The following is a 9,710-nucleotide window of genomic DNA, read 5'->3' on the forward strand; positions in this document are numbered from 1 at the left end:
AAAAATTGATAAGGACATTAAATGATGAAAAAAAGTCTTATTGCGCTTGTTGTAAGTGCAGCTCTTCTTTCTGCCTGTGGTGGTTCTGACGAAAAAAACCAAGCGCCTATTCTCACTGCTGATGCTGCAACCACACTGAACGACTCAGTGATTACCGTTGATGTATTAGCAAATGATAGCGATCCAGATGGTGATGCGCTTACCATTTCTGCTGTCGGTACGCCTGATGTTGGTGACGTCGTTATTACGAACAATACATTGGTTTACACGCCATCAGCTCAAGCCATGGGCGATGTAAGCTTTTCGTATGAAGTAACTGATGGTGAATTATCAACAAGTTCAACGGTTACCATCACAAATCAACAGTCTGTCACAATTACTGGTATTGCCACTGACGCTCCTATAAATAACGGAGAGGTTACTGCTACCAACGATAACGGTGATGTTGTAGCGAGTGCAGCTACTGATAGCAACGGTACATATTCTCTCCCAATTCTGGTAAGTGAAGACCCTGGTTACTTAGTGCTTAACGCTAACGGGGTGGGTGATCAGGCTCATGTAAGTTTAGTATCGCGGTTGGGTGACTTCTTAGATTTAAGAGCGCTTGCAAGTGAAAACGATACGACTGAGCTTTCGGATGCACTGCTCTTAGAAAGTAAAATCACCCATGTAAGCACCGCGCTTTCTATTATGTACACTGAGTACGTAAACGACGGTGGGGAAGCAAGCTTTGACGTGTACGTCGCTGAAGCCGATTTTGAAAAAGTGTTAGGCCTTGCAAGCTTTATAAAGGTACTTGCTGACAATGATGACTTTTCGTTACCTGATGGTACAGATACGGTTTCATTCTTTGCCGACAGTGAAGAAAATATTCTCACTACCATTCGTGTCTATTTAATTGGTTTAGGGCTGATAAACGAAGACGGTACCTATGCCGATGCGTACGCCGATGCAATTAACACTGCCCGAGTTGAAACATTAGAAGATGACACGCTTCAACAAAGCTACAGTGAATCATCGATAGCCGGCAAAACCTTTGCAACCTATAGCGCTGGAGCCTACCTAGCGACTAAAGGTTCGGCTGTTTATACATTCAATGACGATGGAACAGGAAGCAAGTCGTCAGCCGAAAACTACTACAATATTTTTTCAGACAGTGTTAGTTGGTCGGTAGATGATGGTGTGCTTGTCGTGGCGAATACCGATGCCACTCCAAGCCTTGAATTTCCTCCAAGTCCTTCGAGCTATCTTGAATATTTCGATGAAGAAACAGTGTTGCAAATTCTTGCTGCAGATGAAGAAGGTTACTCTGCGCAATGGAGAATAGAAAAAAAACCAGTTTCTGAGAGTTTCGAATTAGTGTACGAAAATGGGGGTAATGCGATTGCCCACGTTTCACAAGTGATAGAGCTAACGATAACGCCAGCAGTTGATGAAAGTTATGGAGCGCCTAAGTTTGTCACAGAGTATCCTCAAACTTACACCTCCATTTACAGTGATACTTCTGAAGCCATTTCACTTTCTCGCGAAGACGTGTTGGCATCTCCTTGGGTAGTCGCTTATAACAGTGAGTTTGAGTACAGCTTAAACGACTCAGAAGGTAACCCGATTTCTATGGAAGGTATGATAAGCGATTACCTTACTTTTAACGATGACAACACGGTCACTTCTCGTTTGTTTGGTACTCAGGGCAGTTGGTCTTTCGACAGCGGTACAATTAGTTTATCTGTAAATGGTAAATCATTTACAGTAACACCGTTCAAAAAGCAGAATGACTACTTAATTGCTGTGTACGAATATGAAGAGGCCGGAAACGTAATAAAGTATGCGGCTGATATGCATAGTATCGACTTCAGTTTACCTGAAAATTTTGATGTAACGTCTACGCCCCCAATGGTTTGGGCTTCTACCTTGAATGCTTCGCTTTTTGTTAATGATTTACCACTAGCGGAAGATTTGTGGAGTTACTACTTTGATAGTGATGGTACTGGCGGTAGGGTTTTTGCCGAGATAGATTATTTTGAACCAGACGCACCGGTCTCTCGTTTTGCAGATGACCGCGCGCTTTATGACTTTCAGTGGCAGAAAGAGGGTGACCTTTTAACACTAAATGGTCTTAGAGAGAATAGTGCATTCGTCTTTCAGCGTCGTCTTAAGTGGGACTTACTTGGTGTGACAGACTCGGGCTTAATGGCTACCATTGAATATCAAGTAGGTACCATTAACTATAGCGATGGTTACAGCGATGAACCAATTGGTACGGTTCCAAGGCTTAACTTCTTTATGCCACTAAACTTAGAGGAAGCTTATCCAGAGATTTGGGCGAATACGGAAATTAATGGCCTCAATACTCCAGACTCACAGAGCAACCGTTCAGTTTCATCACTTAAGCTTGATCAATAGAACTATGTTGGTATTTGGACTATGACTTAAGCCGAGCACATGCTCGGCTTTTTTTGTTTTCAAAACCTCAAAGCTTACTTCAACTAAGCACCTATAGGCTTTTGTGAGTAACCTAAAATAATGCGCGCAGCCCCAATAATAGATTCAGTAATAGTAAAATCTACGCGACTTTTCCCCGTAATAGCATAATACCTTTCATTCAGTGAATGAGCCTGCCCAATACAGCAAACACCATATTGGGTTTCAACATGACTTGATATGGCTGCTGGTGCGCAAAATACCCCGAAGTTCTCGCTACCAAACAGCTTTAGCAGTGCAGTGTCATCAAACTCTGCTACTATCTTTGGATAGAGTTGTTCCGTTTCTAGCCAGCTCGTTAACGCGTGGTGTATACCCGACGTATTCCCTTGAATCAGCAATGGCATATAATTTAAGCACTCGGGAAAGGTCTGGTTACTGGGAAGGGGGGCTTTAGCAAAAAAGCTAAGCGCACTTTCTCCAAGAAAGTGGCTGTTAGCACTTACTTGTGAACCCGGCGCAATACCCCTATCGGCCACAATGAAATCAATCGCGTTAATTGCGAGTTCTTTAATAAGCCCATCGAAGCTGTCTTCTTTAATCACATATTTAACGTCAGCAAAATTGCGCATCGTGTCATGAACGAAGTCATAAAAAAGCACTTTAGGAATGCCATTAGTAATACCAATTACAAATTCTTTAGTATTTATTTCATCACCAGCATTTAGTATTTCTGCTAGCTGATGGCCTTTATGAAATATCTCACTGGCATATTGAAAGCTTACTTTCCCTTTATCATTCAAATATAGGCGCTTATTCACTCTATCGAAAAGAGGGTAGCCAATTTGATTCTCAAAGGTACTTAGTTGCCCACTGACAGTTTGAGGAGTAACGTGAAGTAACTTAGCAGCTTGCGCAATACTGCCTTCGCGAGCCACTAAATAGAAGTAGTAAAGATGATGATAGTTGAGGTGATGCATAAGTAAGGTTTTTACGATGAACTAATAAGAATATAACAGGTTTAGTATTCTTTTATTTGAATTACACTAGATAAAATGCGAAGTATCACTCGGCGCTATCGAAGGAATTATGGGAAAAGTCATCAATTTACACGCAACAAGGAAAACCTTGTTTGCTATTTTGAAACCAGAGGCTGGTTTCTTTTGGGTTGCCATTGCCTATGGTGTCGCCATTAGTTTAATGACATTAGCGGTGCCTATTGCGGTACAAACACTAATTAATAGTATTGCCAATATCGGCTCTACGCGCTCGGTTATTATTCTCGCCATTGTGCTGTTTCTAACACTCTTTGTCTCGGGGATTTTTAGTGCCCTTCGAATGCGTATTATGGAATATTACGAACGAAAAGTTTATGCGCGGCTCACCGCCATTATTAGCTTAAAAACGATTATGGCTGAACACCGCTTTTTTGAAGGCCGGCAAAACACCAATATTACCCAACGTTACTTCGACATAATGACCCTGCAGAAGAATGTGCCTTCACTGATGGTGGACGGCTTTGCCTTAGTACTGCAAATGCTAGTGGGTTTTACTTTGGTCTCTTTTTACCACCCCATGTTATTTGCGTTTAACTTGGTGCTGGTTTTAGTCATGTACGCCATATGGAAAATTTGGGGTACGGGGGCTAAACGCTCTGCTATTGAGCTATCACATGCGAAGTACGATTCGGCGAAATGGCTAAACGACATTGCAGCTGCTCATGAGTTTTTTAAGTCGGCCGACCATGTAGAATATGCAGGTAGAAGCACCGACACTTTTATCAACAACTACCTAACTAAGCATAAAAATCACTTCCATTATACCTTCGCGCAAGTCGTTATGTTCTTACTGCTTTATGCGTTTGCCAGTGCCGCACTATTAGGTATTGGTGGTGTGCTGGTGGTGCAAGGCCAGTTATCTATTGGCCAGTTGGTCGCGGCAGAATTAATAATGTCTGCAGTATTCTTTGGATTGTCGCGCTTTACGCAATATTTAAAGCTTTATTATGAATTGTATGGTGCGGCTGAAAAAATAGGATCTGCACTGGTTATTCCGCAAGAAGACGTTAACGAGAAAGCCGATCGGGTGCCAACTTCTTCACAACTAATATTTAATAAGTTACACCTTACCCATGGTAGCGATACCTGCTTAATTGATTTGCAAATTGAAGCGGGTGGTAAGTACTTTATTACTACCAACAAGAGTTGGGTTCAAAAACAACTCATTGGATTGATGAAGCGCTATGAAAAGCCGCAAAAAGGCGAGTTATTGCTTGGTGACTTAAGCTTATATGACTTCGATACTTATGAATTACGCCAAGCTATTAATACGCTAGACCGCTCTCTTATTGTTGAATGCTCTATTGAAGAATACCTACGGTTAGCAAACCCACGAGCGAGCTTTGCTGAAATTAGAGCAGCCCTGGCCGTTGTTGAGTTAGATACAGTTATCGACGCGCTGCCTAAAGGAGTCGACTCTAAGGTGTCGGTACTAGGAGCACCATTGCAGCCGCTAGAATTCTTACTTTTAAAACTGGCCGCAGTTATCATTGAAGAGCCTAAAGTACTTATCATTAATCAACATTTCGACGCCATTCCACTAGCACTGCGATTACGGTTATTAAACCGCTTGTCTGAACTTAATTGTACGGTGCTTTATTTTACTAATACACCAGAAGCTCATTGTTTGGATGGTGTCATTTATCTAAAAGACAGTGCCAAGGTAGTGGCCGCTGAACCTGCAAAAGACAGCACTATTAATCGGGAAGTGCCGCAGGAAGGAGCAAGTGATGAATAGTGCAGAAAAGCGATTTTTAGATAATGTCAGTTCTTTATCGTCACTACACATTCCTAAACTTCACAAAGTGGTGTGTGGTTTAGTGCTAGCGATGGTGTTGTGTGCCTCGCTAATTTTGTGGTTCACACCATGGATGCAAACGGCCTATGGCACAGGAATGGTCGACTCTTTAGATCCGGTCGACAGAACGCAAGCGATTAGCGCCTTAGTAGACGGGCAAATAAAACAATGGCATGTGCGCGAAGGTATGCAAGTAAAAGCGGGCGATCCCATTGTTACGTTAATTGATACCGACGCTGGTCGGTTAGATAAACTTCAATCTCAACTCACGGCCGCAAAAGCTGGGCATCAAGCTAACGAAACGGCAGTGGCTAACGCTGAAAATAACCTAGCACGTCAAATTGGATTACAAGAACAGGGGTTAGTGTCTCGCAAAGATGTAGAGGCAGCGCAAATAAAGGTGCAGGAGTTGAAGGCGAAAGCGGCAAGTTCTCTATCCGCTATTAACGATGTAAGTATGAGCTTATCTCGCCAGTCTATACAAACAAAAGTGGCGCCAGTCGATGGCACTATTATCAGGCTTTACTCTGGCGGGGTTTCAACATTTGTAAAAGCAGGGGCCGTACTAGGTCAGTTTATTCCTTTAAATGCCAAACGTAGCATACGTATAACGGTAACTGGGCTCGATGCGCCGCTAGTTAAAAAAGGCGCCAAGGCGCGTTTACAGTTTGAAGGCTGGCCTGTGTTTCAATTTAGCGGGTGGCCGGGCAGTTCAATAGGTACGTTTGGTGGCGAGGTGGTATACGTTGAGCCGGTGGCAAGTACCGCTGGTACGTTTCAGGTGTGGATAGTGCCTGATAATGATGATGTGCCATGGCCCAGAGAAAGTGCTACGCGGTTAGGAAGCCGCGTTAAAGCCTGGGTATTACTAGAGGAAGTGAAGTTGGGCTATGAATTGTGGAGGCAACTGAATAACTTTCCTCCCCAGCAAACTGCTGAGCCGGAATCATCTCAAACTAAAACGTCGAGTTGGTGAGGTTAGCATGAGAAAACTACATGTTGGCACGCTTGCCTTTGTATTGAGTGTTTCTATGACGGGTTTCACATTTGCATCGTCTTTACCTACGGTAACCGAGCTTATTGAGTCAATGCAGTATCACCATCCTTATACTCAAGCTATTGCTGAGGGGGAAATTCAAAGTGGCGCAGATATCGACATTGCGCTTAGTGAGTTCGACCCTTTTATAGAACAACAAACATCTAGCAGAGTTAGCGGTTATTACGATGGCTTGGCACTACAGCAACGAGCAATAAAGCCGCTTCAATCATTGAACGCGTCAGTTTATACAGAGTACCGTGTGTCTGATGGCGACTTTCCTGTTTACGAGCAAGAATACGAAACGCTTTCAGGCGGGGAAGCCAGTGTAGGAATAGCCCTATCTTTATTGAAAAACCGCGAAGTAGACAAACGCAGAGTTGGGGTAAGAAATGCGAGGTTGGCGGCCCAGCAATGGGAGGCGGAAGCGCAAGACTTACTGAATAGCTTTTTATATAAAGGGTTAACCGAGTATTTACTATGGTATGAAAGCGCGATGCAGGTGGTATCGGTAGAATCTTTATTAAGCCGTGCCGCTGAGCGCGAACGTGCCTTATCTACTCGGGTTGAAAAAGGCGATTTAGCGCGAGCCACCCTTACCGAGTTCAAAGCTAATATTTTAGAACAGCGTTTACTAGTAGCTAAGTTAAAGCAAAAACGTAATGCGCATGCTCGAACCTTGTCGTACTACTGGCGCGATACGCAAGGTGAAATGATACCGATAACAGAAACTATGTTATCGCCAGATATTCATTGGCCTTTTAGTATCAGTACTACGCAAATATCTCAGCTACGTAAACAAATAACTCAGCACCCTCAGTTAGCTTTATTGCGCATGAGTAAAACGGTGGTTCAGAACAAGCAAGTCTTAGCTAAGAATGCGCTACTACCTAAGCTTGATCTGAAAGCCTCGTTAGCCCGAGATATTGGCAGCGGACCTAATTCACTAGACGGTACAGAAAGCAAAGTGGCCTTGGCCTTTTCCTATCCCCTAGGCAACAGAAAGGCAAAAGCCGAGCAAGTTAAGCTAGTATCGAAGGGACGAGAGCTCGAGCATAAGTATCTATCTAGTAAGCAGTCCATCGAGCAAGCATTCGAAAAAGCCTATGAATACTGGGTGCAAGCAAAAGAGATTGCCAGTTTACAGCAGGAAAATGCAGAGCTCGCCAAGTTACTATCAAGTATGGAGCTTAAACGCTTTGATGCAGGCGACAGTGATATGTTTACGTTAAACGCTAGGGCATCTAATGAAATTAAGGCGCAAATGAAAGCGATTGAAACAAATGTCGATTTGTTGAATGCTGAGCTTATGCTATATCGTGTCGTTGCTAAACTGCACACGGTTAATCACTAGTTCAGTAGGTAACCACTGCGTGTTCAGTCAGCCGCTTCTACTTCGGCCTCAAAGTTTGCTTTCATTTAGCTGAGGGCTTTTATTGACCTGAAGCATAGACTCGGGCTTGATTGTATTGCATTAAGGTGGGTATAAGTGCGGCCGCTAGCATGTAGTTGGTTTCACTAAACCACCTGTCGTCATATCGAATCTCGGTTTTACGAGTCTCACAATTTCGCATGGGATTGCCGAATAGTACATGATGCGTTGATTTCCCTAAGTTCTCGGAACTTGGTGTTTTCGGTAACGCTAAAAAGTCGTAAACGCTATCGAGAGTTTGGGTGGGGTTAAAACAAAAGGGTTCGTAACCTACCGTTTCGAAGGGTAAAGCAAGATCGGTTAATAAAGATTCCCTTTTCTTATTGTCACTTAGCCAGCGCATCATCTGGTACCAATAGTGACCTTTCACCTTCTTTAACCCTTTGCGAGGTTGTGAACGCGCTAACCTAGCTTGCGAACTCGCGTAAGAGCGAACATCTCTAATCAAAAATAGGGCTTTGGCATCAATTGTCTTAGAGGCCGCCAGTAACTTTAGATGTTTTATTCCCTTTGAGGTATCTATTGGTTGGTAGTCTTTACCGTACAATTTAGAAAACTGGGCGAGCACAGTCGCATAAGCATCTGGGTAATAGCTTGGTAAAGTAGGGTTTATAATGTCTACACTGCGCATTGTTGTTAATACGGGGCGCCAGAAATCACACTGGTCGGCAGGTGCACCACAACTACAACGATGTTCTTGTTTATTCAGCCAATAAGTCGGACCCATCCTTAAGACCTGGTATATCTCTCCAAGCGAGATAAGGTTTTCGTGGCACGCTAATGCCATAGAGAACACCGTTGACCCAGAATGAGATAGGCTGGTTAAACAAATAATAGGTTGTTTAAAAGGGGAGAGGTCGTCATTGTTCGGCATCATAGCTTATCAATAGTCAGAGTAAATAAAGGATTACCTACTCTGACTTACAAACGTGACGAAGGGTCTTATCTTTACGCATTATTTACGTAAGATTGAAGGTTTGTTTAGTATTGCTGAATTAGTTATTGATTGCTGAATCAAAGTCTTTTTCAGATAACCCTGCGGCTAGCGCATATTCTTTTAATTTGTCGTCTTTAACACCAGCATGTTGTGCAGTGGCTAATATACGAATAACTTGCTCACGTTGTTGAGAAGATTCTCTTACCGCAGTTTCTACAACTGTTTTTGCATCGTTCGGGAATACAGCTAACAATGCATCTACCACGTATTCACCAACAAAAGGCACTGCATTAAGTGCGCTTGTCATGATATCGACAATCTTGTTTGGATGTTCTTGAGACAAAGTCTGAACAATACTGTCTGCGGCATCAGGTTGCGTAAGCACGGCAACACGAACAATCTCGTTTAGTTCTTCAGGCGTTGCAACAGCAGCAGCTTGAACAACGAAATCTACATAAGTGGGTTCTGCCATTATCGCTAACTGAACGATATTAGGGCATGAGCTTACTTCTTTCTCTATAGCCAACTGTACTATTTCTTCTGTAGATGAAGGCTGAGATGAAATAGCAGCAAAGATAATCTCACGATACTGTTCAGGATAAGTGTCCAATGCGATATCAACAATTGAAACCACATCTTGAGGGTAATGACCTGCTATAGAGCTAATAGCACGTCCAACTGACATGTTTTGATCAACCTGACGTTTCAGGAACGAGGTTTGAAAGTGATTAGATTGACTTGATTGATTAGAGCTAGCTTCTTCCGGTGAAACTGTTCCTTCCTTTGCACTCATACTTATCGCTGGTGTACTTACTGCGAGTACCAGCACTGCCGATGAAAGCAATGAAGTAATACGAACCATATATCCACCTTATATTTATTGCGTAGTCTATACCACTTAAGGACTACTACTTTATAGGAACTAGTTCCCCATCCTATTAGTAATTAGTCCATATTGTCTACTTATTATGTTATCTGAGTGAAAAATAACCACTTAGTTCATTTTATTACATAATTTTCAAAGAGGG

Annotated in this window: 7 protein-coding genes; 4 read left to right on the plus strand and 3 right to left on the minus strand. The window is 42.8% G+C overall.

The genetic code is table 11. The annotated features are described in order from the left end of the window. The first annotated feature begins 21 nt into the window (after nt 1–21). Nucleotides 22–2,403 carry an Ig-like domain-containing protein gene (locus J8L84_RS19855; RefSeq protein WP_247670901.1) on the plus strand — a complete coding sequence of 794 codons (2,382 nt, stop codon included), beginning with the start codon at nt 22–24 and terminating at the stop codon, nt 2,401–2,403. Between the two features lie 83 nt (nt 2,404–2,486). On the opposite strand, the gene J8L84_RS19860 is transcribed toward J8L84_RS19855, so the two are convergent. Next, complete coding sequence (locus J8L84_RS19860; RefSeq protein WP_211072216.1) at nt 2,487–3,401, minus strand: LysR family transcriptional regulator; 915 nt, start codon at nt 3,399–3,401, stop codon at nt 2,487–2,489. Nucleotides 3,402–3,510: 109 nt separating this feature from the next. Between J8L84_RS19860 and J8L84_RS19865 the strand changes: the two genes are divergently transcribed. The 3 genes from J8L84_RS19865 to J8L84_RS19875 are packed head-to-tail and all read left to right on the plus strand — an operon-like array spanning nt 3,511 to nt 7,667. Beyond that, nucleotides 3,511–5,217, plus strand: coding sequence for an ABC transporter transmembrane domain-containing protein (locus J8L84_RS19865; RefSeq protein ID WP_211072217.1), 1,707 nt, complete (start codon nt 3,511–3,513; stop codon nt 5,215–5,217). Next, entirely contained in the window at nt 5,210–6,253 is a 1,044-nt protein-coding gene (locus J8L84_RS19870) for a biotin/lipoyl-binding protein (RefSeq protein ID WP_211072218.1), read from the plus strand. The genes J8L84_RS19865 and J8L84_RS19870 overlap by 8 nt, the downstream gene beginning before the upstream one ends. A gap of 7 nt (nt 6,254–6,260) precedes the next feature. Next, nucleotides 6,261–7,667, plus strand: a complete 1,407-nt coding sequence (locus J8L84_RS19875; RefSeq protein WP_211072219.1) for a TolC family protein — start codon at nt 6,261–6,263, stop codon at nt 7,665–7,667. A 79-nt stretch (nt 7,668–7,746) separates the two neighbouring features. Here J8L84_RS19875 and J8L84_RS19880 read toward each other — a convergent pair whose 3' ends face one another. Then, a complete protein-coding gene (locus J8L84_RS19880) occupies nt 7,747–8,622 on the minus strand; it encodes a sulfotransferase (RefSeq protein WP_211072220.1) in 876 nt (291 codons plus the stop codon). Between the two features lie 118 nt (nt 8,623–8,740). Further along, nucleotides 8,741–9,544, minus strand: a complete 804-nt coding sequence (locus tag J8L84_RS19885) for a hypothetical protein (RefSeq protein WP_211072221.1) — start codon at nt 9,542–9,544, stop codon at nt 8,741–8,743. Between the last annotated feature and the right edge of the window lie 166 nt (nt 9,545–9,710).

Source organism: Alteromonas sp. MMG017 (genome assembly GCF_018100795.1).
In the GTDB taxonomy this organism is placed as follows: domain Bacteria; phylum Pseudomonadota; class Gammaproteobacteria; order Enterobacterales; family Alteromonadaceae; genus Alteromonas.

Excerpts from the sequence above, each read along its gene's own strand:
- J8L84_RS19855 (WP_247670901.1), top strand. The coding sequence starts at position 22 with ATGATGAAAAAAAGTCTTATTGCGCTTGTTGTAAGTGCAGCTCTTCTT.
- J8L84_RS19860 (WP_211072216.1), bottom strand. The coding sequence starts at position 3,401 with ATGCATCACCTCAACTATCATCATCTTTACTACTTCTATTTAGTGGCT.
- J8L84_RS19865 (WP_211072217.1), top strand. The coding sequence starts at position 3,511 with ATGGGAAAAGTCATCAATTTACACGCAACAAGGAAAACCTTGTTTGCT.
- J8L84_RS19870 (WP_211072218.1), top strand. The coding sequence starts at position 5,210 with ATGAATAGTGCAGAAAAGCGATTTTTAGATAATGTCAGTTCTTTATCG.
- J8L84_RS19875 (WP_211072219.1), top strand. The coding sequence starts at position 6,261 with ATGAGAAAACTACATGTTGGCACGCTTGCCTTTGTATTGAGTGTTTCT.
- J8L84_RS19880 (WP_211072220.1), bottom strand. The coding sequence starts at position 8,622 with ATGATGCCGAACAATGACGACCTCTCCCCTTTTAAACAACCTATTATT.
- J8L84_RS19885 (WP_211072221.1), bottom strand. The coding sequence starts at position 9,544 with ATGGTTCGTATTACTTCATTGCTTTCATCGGCAGTGCTGGTACTCGCA.